The organism is Enterococcus malodoratus, from assembly GCF_027659535.1.
Classification (GTDB): Bacteria; Bacillota; Bacilli; order Lactobacillales; family Enterococcaceae; genus Enterococcus_A; species Enterococcus_A malodoratus.
Map to the genome: position 1 here is coordinate 94,178 of NZ_JAQDPG010000013.1, position 16,985 is coordinate 111,162.

Below are 16,985 nucleotides of genomic sequence, written 5' to 3' on the forward strand. Positions count from 1 at the left end.
TCATTGCCTAGAAATTATTGCATAAGTTGCTGACCATGTTAAAATGAGATTTAGTTTAAAGAGTTTGAGGAGGAACGCGCTGTGAATCAAAAGCAACGGCAAGAATTAATCGCTGAAAAAGTGAAAATAAAGGGCAGTATCACCAGCGTAGAAATCGCCGATGAGTTTGGCATCTCCAAAATGACTGTGGGCAGGGACCTCAAGGAATTAGAGGCCCGCGGCGTAGTTCAACTTTTCCATGGCGGAGCGATGTATAAGGATTCTAATATTTTGGAATATCCGATATCAGTAAAATCAGATTTATTTGTAAATGAAAAAAAACGAATTGGTCAAATGGCTGCGGAGCAAATTAATAATGGCAGTTCAGTCTTTTTAGAAACAGGCACGACCGTGCTGCATGTTGCGTTAGAACTCACCAAGAAAACAGAATGCAATTATTATACGAACTCGTTACTAGTCATGAATCATCTTTCAAAAGTGGATGATTTGAGTTTGCACGCAATTCCGGGGAAGTATAGAGAGTTATCCAGCGGTTTTCTTGGAATGGAAACACAAAGCTATATTGATCATTTGTTCTTTGATTATTGTATTATCGGAGCCGAAGCGGTGAATTCCGAGGGAAGAGTTAGTTTGCATAACGAAGAAGACGCATTGACAAAGCGGGCGGTGATGCAAAGATCCAAACATAAAATTTTGGTCTTTGATCGAAGCAAAATTGATCAGGATTATTTGTACGGGATTGGCTCTATCAATAGCTTCGATACGGTAGTCACTGATTATTTAGAAATTTTTGATTTTCTATCAAACGATAAAGAATCAGTTGGAAATATCTTGGTTGTCTAACTACTAAAATAGTTTAGTATGTATTTCCCAAATAACGACTGATTATTAGACATTATCTAGTATTGGGTAATGTCTTTTTTTGTGTAAAATTTGAATAGCCAAAAATTTTAAAGCCAAATGTTAAAATGAGTTACTAAATGAGTTGAAATATGTTACTATGTGATAAGAAAGCAATTAGTGTTGCTAATACTAGAGATGAAAGAATACTTTTAAAGGAGAGAATTGCATGCAAATTAACACTAAACTGATCAAGCAACCTGAGTTGGCAAAAGAGGTTAAACCAATCGATCTATCCGCTGAAACAATGGCTAGTAGAAAAGAAGCGCTTTTAACCGAGATGAAAAAAAATGAACTCGATGTGGCGGTCATCTATGCGGATAGAGAGCATGGATCGAATTTTGAATATTTTACTGGCTTCATTCCACGGTTTGAAGAGGCTTTGCTGGTTGTCCATCAAAATGGGAAGTCTTTTTTGCTGTTAGGAAATGAAAATACTAAAATGGTTCAATACGCACGATTGGAAGCAGAATTGATCCACGTACCATTCTTTTCTTTACCGAATCAGCCAATGGAGGACGACGCACATTTTACAGATTATTTGATCAAAGCAGAAATTCATGAGGATCATAAAGTTGCCGTGATTGGATGGAAAAATTTCACCTCGACGATTGAAAAAAATCAAAAATTATTTGATCTTCCTTACTTTATTGTTGATGGATTAAAACAAGTAGTGAAAAATTCTGATCAGCTGACTAATGGTGCCTATCTGTTAATTGGACCGGAAAAGGGTATTCGAACCATCAATAATGCTAATGAAATCGCTCATTATGAATATGGAGCGACCTTAGCAGCAATCGGAGTTTTAACTACTATCAACAGCGTTGAAATTGGCAAGACAGAATTAGAGCTGGCCGGAAACTTAGCACAATTTGGACAGCCAAATTCAATCACGACTATCTGTGCAACGGGAACAAGATTTACAAATGCGACCCTTTATCCGAGAAACAAGCCAGTTGAATTAGGGGATACATTCTCTACATCAGTTGGATATAAAGGCGGACTATCTAGTCGAGCGGCTTATGTGGCCAATTCGAAAGAAGATTTGCCGGAAAAAGCCAAAGATTACGAAGAGAAAATTGCAAAACCATATTTTAGAGCCTTTTGTACTTGGTTGGAAACAATCCAAATTGGGCTTGAAGCTGGGAAAGTATATGATGAAATCGAAAAGGTTTTACCAAAAGCAGAGTATCATTGGGAACTGAACCCGGGCCATTTTGTGGCAGATGAGGAATGGATGTCCTCTCCTTTTATGGAAAATTCACAGAATAAAATCAAGAGTGGTCAATTATTCCAAATTGATATTATTCCTAAAGTAGAAGGATATGGCGGTGTAAGTTGCGAAGATGGAGTCGCCATTGCGGATAAGAAGCTTCGCGATGCGATTGAACAAGAATATCCTGAGGTATGGAATCGAATTGTACGAAGAAGAGCCTACTTGAAAGAAGTTTTAGGTATCAATCTTGCTGAAGAAGTTCTTCCTCTGAATGATACAGTCGCTTATTATCGTCCATACGTATTGAATCATGAGTTAGCCTTCTGCAAAGCTTAATAGTAAAAGCCGATGATCCTAATCATCGGCTTATTTTTATAAATAATCAAAAGACTGTTTTGACGAATGAGTAAAAGGGCTGTATACTGAAATTGAACGAACGGTTCAATTAATAATTGGAGGCGATAATTTTGGAGAATCGTTTAGAATTGATTTATGATGCAGCCGGTCAATTATTTATTAATAAGGGCTTTGCGCGGACCCAGATGAGAGATATTGCTAAGGAGATTGGTCTATCAACAGGGATGCTCTATCAATATTTTACCAGTAAAAAAGATATTCTCAGTTTCATTTTAAAGGGAACGATTGATCCTGAATTTTTCAATAGAGAGCATCATTATCCGATTGATTCACACCTATTTGATGATTTGGATGCAGAAATTATGAAGACCTTTGAAAAGAACCAAGCACAGTTCGATAATCATTTAAAAAATAAAGACTCTGATTATTCGCTGGCGCAAATGTTTTCTGACGCGTTTGACAGTATCTCTAATTACGCGATCAGCTGCTTGATTATTGAGCATAACGAAGATGATCTAAAAAAACTAAGTGAGTATTATCGGGACTATCGCAAACGTTTCTTTAATCAGGTCCAACAATATATTCAGTTGTTTATTGAGAAAGATGAATTTAGAAAAGTAGAAAGTATTCCCTACACAACACGCGCAGTAGTGGAGAGTTTGGCTTGGTGGGGAATGCATTTGAGATATGATGCTTATGAAACGGATAAAACGATCTCAAATGAAATGGCTAAAAAAACCTGTCTGGATTTATTGTTACACGCATATCAAAAATAGCAGAGCCTTGCTCTGTTTTTATTAGGAAAAATGATTAAATGAACCGTTCAATTATTAGAAAGGAAGATAAAAATGAAGAATTGTAATCAGAATTTATCCTTGCTCTTGGGACTATTCACCGTGGCGTTTAGTTTAACCGCCTGCGGATCGGAGAAAGAAGCAAAGCTGGTCAATACGCAAACCATTTCAGCAAAAGCAATAACCAATATTTCTTTAGATTATGATGCCGATGATCTGCGCATAGAAAATTCTAGCGGCAAGGCGATTATTCTCAAGGAGTATTTAAGCAAAGATAAGCAGAAATACTATTCAACGATTGATCAAAAGAATCACACTGTTTCAATGAAGGAGGGGAAACGACCGTTAGGGACAACCTTCAAAAGTAAAATGATTCTAACAATTCCTAAAGACTATCAAGGCAAACTTAATGTACATTCAACCAGCGGAAGAATTACAACAGAACTTAGTGATCAAACATTGGATGGGATCTCGCTGGATACAACTAGCGGTGTCATTGAGACCGGAGATTTAAAAAGTGAAGGAATTTTGTTAGGCACCACTAGCGGAAAAATAAAAGGGAATCATCTAATTACTAAGAAAAACCTGTACATTCAAAGTACTAGCGGTCCGCTAGAGTTCGAACTGCTTAAAGCGAAAGAGATAGAATTACAAACAACGAGCGCCAAAGCTCAGATCAATGAAGCAAAGGGCGGCTTAGACTATGAAACCAAAAGCGGAAATCTGATGTTAGAGAATTTTTCAGGCAGTGGCAAATTAATAGCTAATGGTGATGGAAAGATCAGAGCAACGCTTAAAGAGATTACGAATCATCTATCTTTCTTTTCAAAAAATGGAGACATTACACTCAAGCTGCCAAACACTGAAACGATGGATCTATTTGTGAAGACAAAAGAGGGGAAGATTGATAATCAACGACAGGAATTATCTGAAAGAAAAGACTCTCACGGAACGAAGTTAGAAGTAGAAACAAGAAATGGCGATATCACTGTAAACTAATTTTTTTACAATATTAATTAAATGAATGGTTCAATTATTGAGGAGGGATGAAATGAAGGCTGCGAAACTATTTTGGATTTTTATTTTAAGTTCGATGATTGGTTTTTTGATCGAAAATGGCTATCGCTTTTTTCTAACGGGTAATTTTGTTTGGCATCGAGGAGTAATCATCGGACCCTTTCTGCCTATTTACGGAATGGGTGCCTGCGTCTTCACACTGGTACTTCGCCGGGTTCATTCAACGATAAAATTATTTATACTGGGTGCACTCATTGGAGGAGTGACCGAATTTTTAGGAAGTCTGATCAAAGAAGTTTTATTAGGAATCAAACTTTGGGATTACAGCCATCATCCGTTCAATTTACTCGGTCGTATAAGTCTTGTCTATTTATGCTTTTGGGGAATTTTGTGTGTACTGTTCATAAAAATTATCCTGCCCTTTTTATCCGATTTAATCGAAAAAAGCGGGGTAGGCCGAATGAAAAATATGACGCGAATTGTTTTTTTAGTCTTCACACTCAATCTTACATTTTCCGGTTTGGCTTTGCAGCGTTGGAATGAGCGACAATCAGGTGCGTCTGCTGAAAATCAATTTGAGCGAAGGATGGATTATCTTTTTCCAGACAAAGTGTTGGAAAAAGTCTATCCCAGTTTGGAACAAAGTAATTAGCGAGTAGGAAAAAATGGAGGGTGTATGATGGAAAAAAAGCAATTCTATTGCAGCGCAGAAAGTGTCACTAGTGGGTTATTGCATTTTTGGGGAACTCTGCTTTCAATTGGCGGAACGGTTCTCTTAATTTTAGTATCAGTCAAACAGGATGCAGCCCCAATCAAGTTAGTCTCATTTTGTATTTATGGAGCAAGTTTGATTTTATTGTTTTCGGCATCAACGATTTTCCATATTTTTTACATCTCGCCAAAGGTTCATAGAGTTCTGAGGAAGATTGATCATTCAATGGTCTTTTGCTTAATCGCCGGAAGCTACACGCCAATTTGCTTGCTGGTATTAAAAGGCCTGCTAGGTTGGGTTTGTTTGATTATGGTTTGGTCATTAGCGGTAGTAGGAGTCATTGGGAAAATCTTTTGGTTTAAAGATTCGAAATGGTTTAGTGCAGCCGTCTATTTACTCATGGGATGGGGAATTGTTTTATTGATCAAACCACTTTCTCAAAATTTGCCGTTTGCGGCAATTGTCTGGTTATTTGCCAGTGGGATTTTATATTCGATCGGAGCGTTTATTTATGCCTCTCCCAAATGTCAATTTCATTTGACTGCATTTGGCAACCATGAATTATTTCACCTTTTTGTATTAGCGGGTGCGGCCTGCCATTATTATCTGATTTTTCAATATATTTTATAAGTGGCGGCTGCCAACTCAACAAAATAAAAGCTCCTCTTTGATTTGTCTGGATATTTCCATACGAATCAAAGAGGAGCTTTTGTTTTTAAATCAGATTTAGTTATTCCTTTTGTTTCAATATTACTTTTCGAACTTTTGAAATAGTATCTTGTGCATTGTTCCGGTTTCGGAACATCAAGATGACATAAAGCGAATCAATAATACTCAATTGAGCGATTCGTGATGCCAAAGCTTCGGAGCGAAACTCAATTTCCTCAGAAATGGAGATAAAAACTACATCCCCTAATTTTGCTAGAGGAGAGTTGGCTTGGCTGGTTACCACGATTACTTTTGTTCCTGCTTTTTTGACAGCTTCGGCGATATGAATAGTCTCTTTGGATTTCCCTGAATGAGAAATAAACAGCGCGCAATCCTCTTCTGTCAGCAGAGAAGCTTCCATTAATTGTATATGGTAGTCCGTGCTATGACCAACAGGAATCGGAGAACGTAAAAATTTATGGTAAGCATCGGTCGCAACAATTTCTGAACCCCCCACGCCGAAGAAATAGAGGCGTCTGGATTCTGAGATCATTGTTACGGCCTTTTTCAAATCTTCCTCTTTCAATAATTTACGAGTGTCCGTCAATGTCGTCATATTCGAATCGAAAACTTTTTGTGCCATGACCAGCTCGGAATCATTTTTTTGAACATTTTCATGGACTGTAATAGCAGTTAAATCATTTTCTTGCTTCAATAAAGCCATCTTAAAATCTTTAAATCCATTAAAACCCAACGTTTTCGTAAATTGAAAGAAAGTTGAGTCAGCGATCCCAAGCTCGGAAGCAAGATCACTAATGGAACCATGACTTACTTTACTAGGGTTCTCTAATATGTAATCGGCAATAGCCTGTTCTTTAGGGCTAAAATCTTTGTACAGTGATTTAATTTGTAAGTGAATTGGGCTAGACATCTGCAATCCTCCTTTATCCAATAATCTTATAATTCATAAGATACTAGGTAATCAAAAAAAAATCAACAAAAATATTTTTTCTTTTTTCTATTTACAAAAAAATATTTTTTTGTATAATAAAGTTATAAGATTGAATGCGCTATCAGAAATCGGTTTCTATATTAGTGCTCGTGTTGCAGGACGTTTGTTTTTTGTGAGAAGGAGTGAATGATCTGAAGATTGAATAATCTAGTTAATGGATTGAACAAAAAGGAATTCGATAATTATTGGCAATAAGGCAAGACAAAAAGGAGCATTTGGGATGAAAAAATACAAGATTGCGATTGTAAATTCAAGTAGTTTCGGAAAAATTTTCCATGACCAATTGGAACGACTTGAAAAAATCGGCGAGGTTCGTTCGTTTACAGTTGATGGAGAAATCGGCGGACGCGAATTAGCGGAGTTATTAGCAGGCTACAATATCATTATTGCAAGTGTCACACCATTTTTTACTCCAGAATTTTTTGATTATAAGGATGAACTTATTTTAATTACGAGACATGGTATAGGTTACAACAATATTGATCTTGAAGCAGCACGCAAGCATGACACGCTGGTCTCAATCATTCCGGCTTTAGTTGAGCGAGATGCTGTGGCGGAAAATAATATCACAAATTTATTAGCACTCTTAAGAAAAACAGTAGAAGCGGATTTGAGTGTTAAGAATGATAGTTGGGAAGATCGTGCTAATTTTGTTGGTCGAACATTGTTTAACAAAACAGTCGGTGTTGTCGGTGTCGGCAATACTGGGAGCTGCGTAGTTGAAACGCTGAGAAATGGTTTTCGCTGTAATGTTTTAGCATACGATCCTTATAAATCAGCTCTGCATATCGAAAGCTACGGGGCAAAAAAAGTCGATTTGCCGCAGCTATTAAAAGAATCAGATATCATCTGCCTTTGTGCCAGCCTGAATGAAGAAAATTACCACATGATCTCTACTGAAGAAATCGCACAGATGAAAGACAATGTTTATCTATCTAATAGTGCTCGCGGAGCATTACTTGATGAGGAGGCCATCGTCAACGCTTTAAAATCTGGGAAAATCGCTGGTATAGCAACGGATGTGCTGGAAGAAGAACCCGGACGGAAAAACCATCCTTATCTAGCCTTCACTAATGTCGTTATGACCCCGCATACTTCTGCGTACACTATGGAATGCTTACAGGAGATGGGGGCTAAATGTCTTCGTGATGTTGAAGATGTTGTTGCGGGAAAAGTCCCAGAACGTTCGGTTCAACCACAAAGCAAATGTGTCAGCTAAAGAATGATCTCAGCTTGAGAGGAGGAAATCAATGTTAACCGATTTGAAGGTCAAAGTGGGGCCGCAGTTTTATCGGTATCACGTTGGTGCGATCGAGTTCGTGCCGGAGGTATTGCAAGAGTTTTCAGCGAAAAATGTTTTAATCGTTCATGGTCAAATTTCATTTGAAAAGGCCAAACCTTATCTGGATTTTCTAAATCATCAAGAGTTCGCTTTTCAGTATCTGCAATACACCGGCGAATGCAGCTATTATGGTGCAGAACGAATTGCTGAAGCGGTCAAAGAAAATCAGATTGATTTTATCATTGGTATTGGCGGCGGAAAACTGACAGATCTAGTTGGTTATGCTGCTCATACACTAAACGTGAATTTCGGAGTAATTCCCACATTGGCCAGCAATTGTGCACCTTGGACGCCGCTTTCGGTGATGTATAAGGAAAGTGGAGAATCAGAAGGTAAAAGTGAACATTTCTTACGGCAAGCGGCATTTTTCATCACTGATCCTGAGCTCGTTGTTGATGCCCCTATTAACTATTTTATCGCAGGCTTAGCAGATACTATTGCAAAATGGTACGAATCAGATGCGATTTTGCAGCAAGAACATTTAAAAAATGAGCCTTTCTTACAATTGGCCGGATATACTTCCGAACTTTGTAAAACAGCCATTTTGAACAATTCAGCTAAAGCAATCGCTGATATGAAAGCTGGCGTAGCAACGGAAGAATTTATTCATTTATCAGAAATTATTTTCGCAGTCGCCGGCCTAGTAGGTGGTTTAGGAGATAAGTACGCTAGAAACGCGATCGCTCATGCCATGCATGACGGGATGAGCAAGTTCATTCCTGAGAGTCATAATTTCCTGCATGGTGAGAAAGTCGCTTATGGCATTTTTTATCAGTTAGCGGTTGAAAAAAAGTGGGCGCAAATTGACGTGTTGATTCCTTTTTATCAAGAGCTAAAATTGCCAACCTCGCTAAAACGAATGAATATTTTGCCAGAAGATGAGGCCGTCATTGATCAAATCGTTGCATTTATTGATTCAAAAGAAAAGGTTCATCTGCTGCCGATTCCAATTACAGTCGATTTATTGAAGGAATCAATTTTTGAACTAGAGAATTATATTAATGAGCGTTAGAAAAATTAATTATAGGAATACGAATTAGGAGGAACTTATGGATACTTTAAGTGTAATGCAGAGTCTGTTAATTGCTTTATGGGTCGCTGCGGTAATGTCAAGGTGGCTAGGAGGGGGCGCAACCCTAACGCTACGTTTTTCACCACTTATGACAGGTTTGGTTGTCGGAATTATTATGGGGGATGTTGCCCAGGCGATGATCGTTACTGCGGCTTTGCAAATGATTTATATGGGTGTTTTCTCGCCAGGCGGATCGATGCCGGCGGAACCGTCAATCGCTGCGGCAATTGCCGTTCCAGTAGCATTGTTAGGGAATTTAAAACCGGAAGCTGCGATCGCGGTGGCTGTGCCCGTTGGATTGCTAGGAAGCTACTTATACCAATTCCGTTTCTTCATCAATACATTCTTAGGAAAGTATACAGATAAAGCGGTTGAAGACTTGAACGCAAAGGCGATGAAACGCTCGATTATTTTATACCCAACGATTGCTTCATTTGTTCTATTTGTTCCATTAGTATTTATTGCTCTTTTCTTGGGTGCACCAATCATTGCGGACGTTATCAACGCTTTAGAAGGAACGGTAGTCATTCATATCCTTGAAGTAGTCGGCGGAGGGTTAGCTGCTATCGGTATCGCGACTACAGTATATGTTATTGGTCGAAAAGATTACATAGTCTTTTTCTTCCTTGCTTATTTCATGAGTGTTGTCTTGAAATCTCTTGAAATCACAATGGTTACTTATGCGATCTTTGGCATCTTGATCGCTTTGATCTTCGTTCAATCACAAAAAGGCAAAGGAGCAGCTCCAGCGGCCGAATCGGCAGGATCGAGTTCCGGTGCAACCTTTGATGATGACGATGATTATGATGATGGATTTTAATGAAATACCACGAGGAGGGAAATAACATGACTGAAGTATCAACCAATCAAACAGTAGATAAAAATTTAGCACCTGAAGAAATTACCAGCAAAGATGTCACCAAGGCGTATCTGAGATGGCATTTCGCCAATGAGATCCCACATTCATTTGAACGCTACTTAGCACCATCACTACTTTATGCGATGATGCCGATTTTGAAGAAATTATATAAAGATGACGATTCCTTAAAAGCAGCCTACAAGCGTCAATTACTATTTTTCAATACACAGTTGAGCTGGGGCGGTGGTGTCATCACTGGTCTAATGTCATCGATGGAGCAACAACGGGCACAAGAAGAATACGAGAAAAAAGAAATCTTGATGCAAGATGATTTGATGTATAACACGAAGGCTGGTTTAATGGGAGCCTTGGCCGGAATCGGGGATGCGATTGACTCTGGAACTGTTCAATATATTTTCATTGCGATCGCTGTTCCCTGGGCACAACAAGGAAGTGCTTTAGGCGCATTGTTCCCATTTGTTTGCTTCGCAATTTACCAAGCGGCACTGGGCGTATTTTTCGCTAGACAATCATTCACAATGGGACGAAACGCTACTGGATTGATGCAAAGTACTGGAGTTCAAACAGCGATTGAAGCACTTTCCGTATTGGGTCTGTTCATGATGGGAATATTGGCCGGCAACTATGTAAAAGTCGAGTCGACACTAAAATTTGCGATCTCGGGTCGGAAATTCGTTATTCAAGAAATACTCGATCAGATCGTGCCAGGTATTTTACCGTTAGTAGTCGTTATGGGTGTTTATTGGTTCTACACCAAAAAAGGCCTGAAAGTTACTCAAGCGTTGCTTTGGCTGACATTGATCTTAATTGTTTTAGCCGGAATTGGAATCTTATAATTTAGAAAAGGAAGTGTTTTAAATGGGCGTAATTAATTTAGCGCGTGTGGATGAACGTTTGATCCACGGACAAGTAATGATGACCTTATCACAAAAAAGCGGAGTTAACTCAATCTTCGTAGTGGATGAAGTAGTTGCAAAAGACAAATTCATGCGTGATTTATATAAGAATGCGGGTAGTCGGACAGGTCAGAAAACGATCGTGATCACTCCTGATAAAGCTAAATTCTATTGGGATGAGTTCAATTTTAAAGAATATAACTGTATTTTGATTACGAAAACAGTGAGTGTCATCTACGATTTAGTGAAGCACGGGGTACCGATGAAAGAACTAAATATTGGCGGCATCGCTCAAAAAGATCCAGAAAAAGATTTGTTAGTTACTAAATCAGTTTATTTGAACAAAGCGGATGCAGAAAAGTTAAAAGATATGAATGAAAATTATGGTGTCGAAGATATTTATTTCCAGGCAACACCTTCTGCACCGAAATCCAGTTTGAAAGACGTTTTAAAACAATTTGGGTTATAAGATTAATTAACTAAAAGAACAGGAGAGAGTGTAGATGGAGCAAACAGAGATCTTTAAAGACTGGCTATTTCGTTACCAGTACGTTTACCGCTTGCGTCGGACAGAAAAAAGCAAGAAAAAATTTCTCGCTGCTTTAGTGACGGATATCGCTAAGATGCGTGAAGACGTTCAAGTAATCGAGTACAACCAAAAAAAGAAATATGCCGCTCGAAATGTCTACGTCGGGAATATCAAGCAGGCGGATCGTGTGATTTGTACTTTCTATGATACTCCTCCTGAAAGTTTTGGTTCTTACCAGTTATTCGATCGCAAGGATCAGGCTCAAAAGACGACCAAATTTATTTTGGCTAGTACGATTTTGGCGATTCTTTTTGGAATCATCGGGACGTTGATTTATATGCGATTTTCGGCAAACTCGTTCCAACTTAACTCGCTTAGTACATTGGGCATCATGGCCGTTTATGCAGGTTATTTTGCCTTGTTAGGAAAAGTGACCAAAGGCCTATCTAATCGAAAAACGCTGGTTAGAAATACATCATCGATCTTAGCGATGTTGAAAATGATTGGGGAGAACAATCAACCCAAAGTAGCCTATGCTTTTCTAGATGAGGGAAGTTATGGGACTCAAGGGTTGGACGAGCTGCAAAAGCAAGTGAATACGAACTGCAAAATTTATTATTTAGACAGTGTCGGTGCATCGGCGCCATTACATCTTGTGGGCGAATCGCCGAAGAGCAGTGAAGATCATAAAAATATCGATTATCAAGCAGCGGAGCAAAAGGTGAGCTATCTTTTTAGTGCAAGAAGAGATTCAGATAGCGCTGCTTTTTACTTAAATTCCGCTGATTTAAAAGAGAAACAGTTGAACATGGAAAATATTGCTGCTGTAACGGATTTGTTTCAGTGACAGAAGTGGAGGAAACTATGTTAGGAATCGTTATTGCTACACATGGAAAGCTAAGTGATGGCTTGAAAGATGCCGCGGAGGTGATCGTTGGTACAACGAACAATATTGCCACGGTCAATTTAAATCCTGGTGATGATGTTCAAGAATTAGGAAAGCAAATTGAAGCGGCTGTTAAAGAAGTAGATAAAGGGGCAGGCGTGATTGTGCTGACTGATTTAGTAAGTGCTAGTCCATACAATCAATCCGTTTTGATTACGAACAGTTTAGAACCGGAGCTTCAAGCAAATGTTTATGTGATTGGCGGCGTAAATTTACCGATGTTGTTAGAAACGATCAATCATCAAATTTTGAGTACGCCAGTTGAAGAAACAGCACCAGCCATACTAGCGCAAGGTGCTGACAGTCTGGATATTTGGCACATCTCAAAGGTTGAAGAAGAAGACGATGAAGATGATTTCTAAGAAGTAGAAATCAGTGGATTTTCGCGTTAGTAAAAATCGCACAATTTAAACAAGAATAGGAGACTAAACTTAATGAAGTGGGGCTTTAGATGGTATGGAGAGAAAGGTGACTCCATTTCCTTAAATAATATCCGACAAATTCCGGGAATTAACGGAATTGTTGGAACATTACTGAATAAACTTCCGGGAGATGTTTGGGAGGTTTCTGAGATCCGTGAACTGAAGGAATCAATTGAAAAAGATAAATTGGAACTATTAGGAATTGAAAGTGTTGCGGTTCATGATGCAATCAAGGCCGGCACAGCAGAACGAGATCACTATATCAATAACTACATTCAAACAATCAGAAATTTATCTGAATGTGGTGTTCATATGATTTGCTACAGCTTCAAACCAATTTTTGGTTGGGCAAAGACTACGTTGAACTATGAAAATGAAGATGGCAGTCTGGCTTTGCTATACGATCAAGCAGTCGTAGATAACATGGAACCAGGCGATATGTACAAATTGATCAGCAGTCAATCCAAAGGGTTCCAACTTTCTGGCTGGGAAGAAGAGCGTTTGAGTAAATTCAATTCGCTAGTTGAAATGTATGAAGGTGTAACAGAAGAAGTTCTGTTTGATAACTTACAGTATTTTCTTGAAAAAATTATTCCTGTTTGTGAAGAAACAGATATGAAAATGGGAATTCATCCGGATGATCCACCTTGGGAAATTTTCGGATTCCCACGAATCACGAAAAACTTAGAGGATTTAAAAAGGATTACCAGCATGGTAGATTCACCTTGTAATGGTGTAACTTTGTGTACTGGTGCATTGGGGGCAGACCCAGACAATGACATGGTGGAAATAGTTCATGCCATAGGCGATCGAATCAACTTCGTGCATTTTCGTAATGTTGAGTTTTTAGGTTATCGAAAATTCAAAGAAACTGCTCATTTATCTACAGAAGGATCACTTGATATGTACGCGATCATGGAAGCTTTAATCGAAGTCGGTTTTGATGGTGTGATCCGTCCAGATCACGGTCGGACACTTTGGGGAGAAGTAGCGAGACCGGGGTATGGTTTATATGATCGAGCGATGGGAATTACTTATATGCAAGGCCTGCATGAAGCAATTACTAAAAGTAAAAATGAAACATCTAGCGGAAAGTGAGCGAAAAAGATGCCAGTAAATATGAAGCATAAAGTCTATGAACAACTAGCGCAAACAAAACTTTTACCGCTGTACACAGCAACGGATTTAGATTATCTAGCTAAAGTAGAAGAGATTTTATTAGAAAATGATGTTCCATTGATCGAAGTAACTTTCCGCAGTGATTTGGCTGCTGAAGCGATCAAACGGTTGTCGGAATCCGGTAAATTAATGGTAGGAGCTGGCACTGTTCGAACACTAGCAGAAGCAAAGATTGCTGTTGAAAATGGTGCACAATTTGTTGTTTCTCCAGCAGTCGTTCCGTCAGTGATTGATTATTGTTTAGAACAAGAAATTCCAGTCTTTCCTGGGACCGCAACACCGAGAGATATCCAATCGGCAGCAGAGTATGGGATCAATGTTGTGAAGTTTTTCCCGGCGGATATTTATGGAGGGCTCAAGGCAATCAATGCACTAAGTGGGCCTTTCTATGATATAAAGTTCTTGCCAACGGGTGGGATCAACGAGGAAAACTTTGTGGAGTACCTTGATAACCCTCATGTGATTGGAGTAGGCGGTTCCTTCATTCTTTCTGAGAAAGTAATCATGGAAGATAACGGAGAAAAGATGAAGCAGATTTTACAAACATTGGTTAAAAAAATTAAGTAAAGCTATTAAAAAGCATCAGGAGAATTTGATCTCCTGATGCTTTATTTTTAATGCTTGACTAAAACTTTTAGAGGCGCCCATTTCCAATTTTCTACTTCTGGAAGGTCTTTTCCTTCTGAACGAATGTAATCATGGTGTTTATCCAACGTTTGGTCCATTTTTTGTGAGAAGTCTTTTGCCTTTTCACCATAAACCGCATTTGCTCCATCCTGAGCCAAGTGGAAACGATCCATTTCGCTGAAAACACGCATGTCGAAAGGAGTGGTGATATCACCATTTTCACGATACCCGTGGATATGGATATTGTGATTATGACGATTAAAGAAGATATCACGAACCATGCCTTCATATCCATGGAAGGCGAAAATGATTGGTTTATCCGTAGTGAAGATCGTATCGAACTCATCGTCGCTTAACCCGCGAGGATCAATTTCCGGATGACGCAATTTCAAGAGATCAACAACATTGACAAAACGAATTTTTAGTTCAGGGAATTGTTCATTTAGAATCGACACAGCTACTAAAGCCTCTAAGTTTGGTTCAGTGCCCGCTGCAGCGATGACTAAATCAGGTTCTGCGCCGTTATCTGTACTAGCCCAATCAATGATTTTCAATCCATCTTCCACAAGTACTTCGGCCTCAGCAGCGGAGTAAAATTGTGGGCGAGGGTGCTTACTTGAAACAATCAAGTTAATGACTTGTTTATCTTGCATGGCTTTATCCATAACGGCCATTAAACTATTAGCATCTGCCGGCAGATATTCACGAATAAATTCTGGCTTCTTCTCAGCCAAGTGAGTCAATACACCTGGATCTTGATGTGTGTAGCCATTGTGATCTTGCTGGAAGACCGTTGATGTCGCAATAACATTTAAAGCAGGATATTCTTTGTGCCATGCATGAGCACTAGCTTTGCGCATCCATTTGAAGTGTTGAGTCAACATAGAATCAACCACTCGCAAGAAAGATTCATAACTGGCAAAGAAACCGTGGCGACCAGTTAAAACATAGCCTTCTAAGAAACCTTCTGCTTGGTGTTCAGACAGCTGACCATCGATCACTCGACCTGCTGAAGATTGCCATTCATCAGTACTGTTTTTTGGTTCTAACCATTGACGATCAGTTACTTCAAAGACTTTATTCAATCGATTCGACTTAGTTTCATCCGGTCCGAAAATACGGAAATTTGTTGGATTCTTAGTAACCATATCACGGGCTTGCTGACCAAAAATGATCATATCTTGGGCCGTTACTGAACCGGGAACAGTCGTATCAATTGCATATTGTTTCCAATCCGGCATATCCATCGGCTTCGGATCAATCCCGCCATTGGTGATAGGATTGGTAGACATCCGTTTGTCACCCTTTGGAGAAAGTTCTTTTAGTTCATCAATGATTTTTCCGTTTTCATCGAATAGTTCTTCTGGACGGTAAGATTTCAACCATTCAATTAATTTATCTGCATGTTCCATATCTTCTGAACCCACGGGAATTGGTACTTGGTGGGCGCGGAACGTACCTTCAAGTTGTTCACCATCCCATGTTTGTGGACCTGTCCAGCCTTTAGGTGTTCTGAAAATAATCACGGGCCATTTTGGCATTTCAGCATCTTCAGCTTTGCCTTTACGAGCTTCACTTTGAATGGTTTTGATTTCTTCAATTACTTCATCCAATACTTTTGCCATGATTGGATGAACTTCTACGGGATCATTGCCGGCAACAAAGTAAGGTTTCCAGCCAAGACCTTCAAAATATTTTGCCAAGTCTTCATCACTTTTACGAGATAAAATAGTTGGATTGGAAATTTTTCCACCATTCAAGTAAAGGATCGGTAATACCGCGCCATCGTTAACCGGATTGATGAAGACATTTGAGAACCAGCCACTTGAAAGTGGACCTGTTTCAGCCTCGCCATCGCCAACGACTGTTGCAGCAATAACGTCTGGATTATCTAAAATAGCACCTGTCGCATGGGAAAGGGCGTAACCTAGTTCGCCGCCTTCATGAATGGAGCCAGGTGTTTCTGGAGCAGCGTGAGAAGCAATCCCGCCAGGAAATGAGAACATTTTGCAAATCTTTTTAAGTCCGTCTTCATTTTCTGTGATCTCTGGGTAAATCTCAGTATAGCTACCATCAATATAGGAGTTCGAAACCATTACTTGGCCACCATGACCTGGTCCTTCAATATAAAACATGTTTAAATCATACTTATTGATCGCACGATTCAAGTGGGCATAAATAAAGTTTTGACCAGCAATCGTACCCCAATGGCCGATTGGATGGGTTTTAACATCTTCTTTTTTTAGTGGCTGTCTTAATAGAGGATTGTCTTTTAAATACATTTGTGCAACAGAAATATAGTTGGCGGCACGCCACCAGGCATCGACTTTGTTCAAGTAGTCTTTAGAATCTAGGTTGTTTGACATGTAAAAAGCTCCTTTTTAAGTAAATAATACTTTAATGTTTCCACACACAATATACCTGTAAAGAAATCAC

The 16,985-nt window shown here is 39.1% G+C and carries 17 protein-coding genes; 15 read left to right on the plus strand and 2 right to left on the minus strand.

From position 1 onward, the window contains the following. The first annotated feature begins 81 nt into the window (after window positions 1-81). From PGP85_RS18395 to trhA, 6 genes are all read left to right on the plus strand, one after another. A complete protein-coding gene (locus PGP85_RS18395) occupies window positions 82-843 on the plus strand; it encodes a DeoR/GlpR family DNA-binding transcription regulator (protein WP_270328794.1) in 762 nt (253 codons plus the stop codon). 226 nt (window positions 844-1,069) lie between these two features. Beyond that, window positions 1,070-2,452: a M24 family metallopeptidase gene (locus tag PGP85_RS18400; RefSeq protein WP_270328796.1), complete on the plus strand. Its 1,383-nt coding sequence runs from the start codon at window positions 1,070-1,072 to the stop codon at window positions 2,450-2,452. Window positions 2,453-2,583: 131 nt separating this feature from the next. After that, entirely contained in the window at window positions 2,584-3,249 is a 666-nt protein-coding gene (locus PGP85_RS18405) for a TetR/AcrR family transcriptional regulator (protein WP_270328797.1), read from the plus strand. Between the two features lie 72 nt (window positions 3,250-3,321). Further along, the gene (locus PGP85_RS18410; RefSeq protein ID WP_270328799.1) at window positions 3,322-4,266 is read left to right on the plus strand and encodes a DUF4097 family beta strand repeat-containing protein; all 945 of its coding nucleotides are present in this window, start codon (window positions 3,322-3,324) and stop codon (window positions 4,264-4,266) included. 52 nt (window positions 4,267-4,318) lie between these two features. Further along, window positions 4,319-4,936 carry a putative ABC transporter permease gene (locus PGP85_RS18415; RefSeq protein WP_270328800.1) on the plus strand — a complete coding sequence of 206 codons (618 nt, stop codon included), beginning with the start codon at window positions 4,319-4,321 and terminating at the stop codon, window positions 4,934-4,936. A 27-nt stretch (window positions 4,937-4,963) separates the two neighbouring features. Beyond that, complete coding sequence (trhA, locus tag PGP85_RS18420) at window positions 4,964-5,626, plus strand: PAQR family membrane homeostasis protein TrhA (protein ID WP_270328802.1); 663 nt, start codon at window positions 4,964-4,966, stop codon at window positions 5,624-5,626. A 100-nt stretch (window positions 5,627-5,726) separates the two neighbouring features. Here trhA and PGP85_RS18425 read toward each other — a convergent pair whose 3' ends face one another. Then, window positions 5,727-6,575, minus strand: a complete 849-nt coding sequence (locus PGP85_RS18425; RefSeq protein WP_010739698.1) for a MurR/RpiR family transcriptional regulator — start codon at window positions 6,573-6,575, stop codon at window positions 5,727-5,729. A 301-nt stretch (window positions 6,576-6,876) separates the two neighbouring features. On the opposite strand from PGP85_RS18425, the gene PGP85_RS18430 reads away from it, so the two are divergent. The 9 genes from PGP85_RS18430 to PGP85_RS18470 all read left to right on the plus strand — a co-directional run bounded on the left by PGP85_RS18430 (window position 6,877) and on the right by PGP85_RS18470 (window position 14,489). Beyond that, a complete protein-coding gene (locus PGP85_RS18430) occupies window positions 6,877-7,875 on the plus strand; it encodes a D-isomer specific 2-hydroxyacid dehydrogenase family protein (RefSeq protein WP_010739697.1) in 999 nt (332 codons plus the stop codon). A gap of 31 nt (window positions 7,876-7,906) precedes the next feature. Continuing rightward, the gene (locus PGP85_RS18435) at window positions 7,907-9,010 is read left to right on the plus strand and encodes an iron-containing alcohol dehydrogenase family protein (RefSeq protein ID WP_270328803.1); all 1,104 of its coding nucleotides are present in this window, start codon (window positions 7,907-7,909) and stop codon (window positions 9,008-9,010) included. A 37-nt stretch (window positions 9,011-9,047) separates the two neighbouring features. After that, a complete protein-coding gene (locus PGP85_RS18440; RefSeq protein WP_270328804.1) occupies window positions 9,048-9,890 on the plus strand; it encodes a PTS mannose/fructose/sorbose/N-acetylgalactosamine transporter subunit IIC in 843 nt (280 codons plus the stop codon). Between the two features lie 26 nt (window positions 9,891-9,916). Further along, window positions 9,917-10,786 (plus strand): PTS system mannose/fructose/sorbose family transporter subunit IID, encoded by an 870-nt coding sequence (locus PGP85_RS18445; RefSeq protein WP_010739694.1) that lies wholly within the window; start codon window positions 9,917-9,919, stop codon window positions 10,784-10,786. Between the two features lie 22 nt (window positions 10,787-10,808). Continuing rightward, complete coding sequence (locus PGP85_RS18450; protein ID WP_010739693.1) at window positions 10,809-11,315, plus strand: PTS system mannose/fructose/N-acetylgalactosamine-transporter subunit IIB; 507 nt, start codon at window positions 10,809-10,811, stop codon at window positions 11,313-11,315. Between the two features lie 34 nt (window positions 11,316-11,349). Beyond that, on the plus strand, window positions 11,350-12,222 hold the full coding sequence (locus PGP85_RS18455; protein WP_251866609.1) for a hypothetical protein: 873 nt from the start codon (window positions 11,350-11,352) through the stop codon (window positions 12,220-12,222). 17 nt (window positions 12,223-12,239) lie between these two features. Further along, complete coding sequence (locus PGP85_RS18460; protein WP_270328806.1) at window positions 12,240-12,683, plus strand: PTS sugar transporter subunit IIA; 444 nt, start codon at window positions 12,240-12,242, stop codon at window positions 12,681-12,683. A 72-nt stretch (window positions 12,684-12,755) separates the two neighbouring features. After that, entirely contained in the window at window positions 12,756-13,841 is a 1,086-nt protein-coding gene (gene uxuA / locus PGP85_RS18465) for a mannonate dehydratase (RefSeq protein ID WP_010739690.1), read from the plus strand. 9 nt (window positions 13,842-13,850) lie between these two features. Next, a complete protein-coding gene (locus tag PGP85_RS18470; RefSeq protein WP_270328808.1) occupies window positions 13,851-14,489 on the plus strand; it encodes a bifunctional 4-hydroxy-2-oxoglutarate aldolase/2-dehydro-3-deoxy-phosphogluconate aldolase in 639 nt (212 codons plus the stop codon). A gap of 47 nt (window positions 14,490-14,536) precedes the next feature. Here PGP85_RS18470 and PGP85_RS18475 read toward each other — a convergent pair whose 3' ends face one another. Next, window positions 14,537-16,915 carry a phosphoketolase family protein gene (locus tag PGP85_RS18475; RefSeq protein ID WP_270328809.1) on the minus strand — a complete coding sequence of 793 codons (2,379 nt, stop codon included), beginning with the start codon at window positions 16,913-16,915 and terminating at the stop codon, window positions 14,537-14,539. Window positions 16,916-16,985: the final 70 nt, after the last annotated feature.

Coding starts and splice junctions, on each gene's coding strand:
- PGP85_RS18440 (WP_270328804.1), top strand. CDS start 9,048: ATGGATACTTTAAGTGTAATGCAGAGTCTGTTAATTGCTTTATGGGTC.
- PGP85_RS18400 (WP_270328796.1), top strand. CDS start 1,070: ATGCAAATTAACACTAAACTGATCAAGCAACCTGAGTTGGCAAAAGAG.
- PGP85_RS18450 (WP_010739693.1), top strand. CDS start 10,809: ATGGGCGTAATTAATTTAGCGCGTGTGGATGAACGTTTGATCCACGGA.
- PGP85_RS18455 (WP_251866609.1), top strand. CDS start 11,350: ATGGAGCAAACAGAGATCTTTAAAGACTGGCTATTTCGTTACCAGTAC.
- PGP85_RS18470 (WP_270328808.1), top strand. CDS start 13,851: ATGCCAGTAAATATGAAGCATAAAGTCTATGAACAACTAGCGCAAACA.
- PGP85_RS18430 (WP_010739697.1), top strand. CDS start 6,877: ATGAAAAAATACAAGATTGCGATTGTAAATTCAAGTAGTTTCGGAAAA.
- PGP85_RS18425 (WP_010739698.1), bottom strand. CDS start 6,575: ATGTCTAGCCCAATTCACTTACAAATTAAATCACTGTACAAAGATTTT.
- PGP85_RS18460 (WP_270328806.1), top strand. CDS start 12,240: ATGTTAGGAATCGTTATTGCTACACATGGAAAGCTAAGTGATGGCTTG.
- trhA (WP_270328802.1), top strand. CDS start 4,964: ATGGAAAAAAAGCAATTCTATTGCAGCGCAGAAAGTGTCACTAGTGGG.
- uxuA (WP_010739690.1), top strand. CDS start 12,756: ATGAAGTGGGGCTTTAGATGGTATGGAGAGAAAGGTGACTCCATTTCC.
- PGP85_RS18475 (WP_270328809.1), bottom strand. CDS start 16,915: ATGTCAAACAACCTAGATTCTAAAGACTACTTGAACAAAGTCGATGCC.
- PGP85_RS18445 (WP_010739694.1), top strand. CDS start 9,917: ATGACTGAAGTATCAACCAATCAAACAGTAGATAAAAATTTAGCACCT.
- PGP85_RS18410 (WP_270328799.1), top strand. CDS start 3,322: ATGAAGAATTGTAATCAGAATTTATCCTTGCTCTTGGGACTATTCACC.
- PGP85_RS18415 (WP_270328800.1), top strand. CDS start 4,319: ATGAAGGCTGCGAAACTATTTTGGATTTTTATTTTAAGTTCGATGATT.
- PGP85_RS18435 (WP_270328803.1), top strand. CDS start 7,907: ATGTTAACCGATTTGAAGGTCAAAGTGGGGCCGCAGTTTTATCGGTAT.